Here is a 664-nt window from a genome sequence, read left to right as displayed (position 1 = left end):
CTTACGAGGTGCCCTCTTGCTCGGGTCTGATGGAAGCGTAGAAACTCCCATCATCCCAGGTCAGCGGGCACCTCTTCTGATTTCTCCATCCACAGCCCGACCACTACGCGGTGGATCCAGGCTCAAGGCCCCGGCCGAACTCACGGGCAAGGAACGAGGCAAAGACCTGCTCGCCGACGTCCACAGCCTGCCGGTCCTGCTCGCCCGCGAGGGCGTGGACCGCGCCGATGCCGAACTGAGAGACCTGCTCGCGGCCGGCCCCGTCCCGGCCGCGGCCCTGCCCCGAGCCCTGGAACTCTTCGAACGCTCCACCGCGCTGGACGAGGCCGAGGCCGTGATGCACCGGCGTCTCGACCGTGCGAAGGCCGCCCTCGACGGCCTGCCCCCGCTGCCCGCCCACCGCGCCCTGCTCGCACTCTGCGACCACGTCGCCCTCCGCACCCACTGAACCGGCAAGGGAGCCCCCGCCATGACCATGGCCGAACGGGTCGCCGAACTCGCCCGCATCCGACAGGAAGCACAAGCCGGCGCACCCGCCGCCACCGAGGCGCAGCACGCCAAGGGCAAGCTGACCGCCCGTGAGCGGATCGCTCTGCTGCTCGACGAGGGTTCCTTCAAGGAGGTCGAGCAGCTCCGCCGGCACCGGGCCACCGGTTTCGGCCTG

General features: G+C 70.5%; 1 protein-coding gene and 1 pseudogene. Both read left to right on the top strand.

All coding sequences use genetic code 11. From position 1 onward, the window contains the following. Positions 1-448, top strand: a pseudogene (locus OTB19_RS43230) (hypothetical protein); the annotation flags it as partial. 21 nt (positions 449-469) lie between these two features. After that, the coding region (locus OTB19_RS43225) for a carboxyl transferase domain-containing protein (RefSeq protein ID WP_324290599.1) at positions 470-664 on the top strand (195 nt) is incomplete at its 3' end.

Source organism: Streptomyces sp. H27-H5 (assembly GCF_026627505.1).
GTDB lineage: Bacteria > Actinomycetota > Actinomycetes > Streptomycetales > Streptomycetaceae > Streptomyces.
Note: the sequence above shows the minus strand (reverse complement) of the source record. Positions and strands in the feature narration are given on the sequence as shown.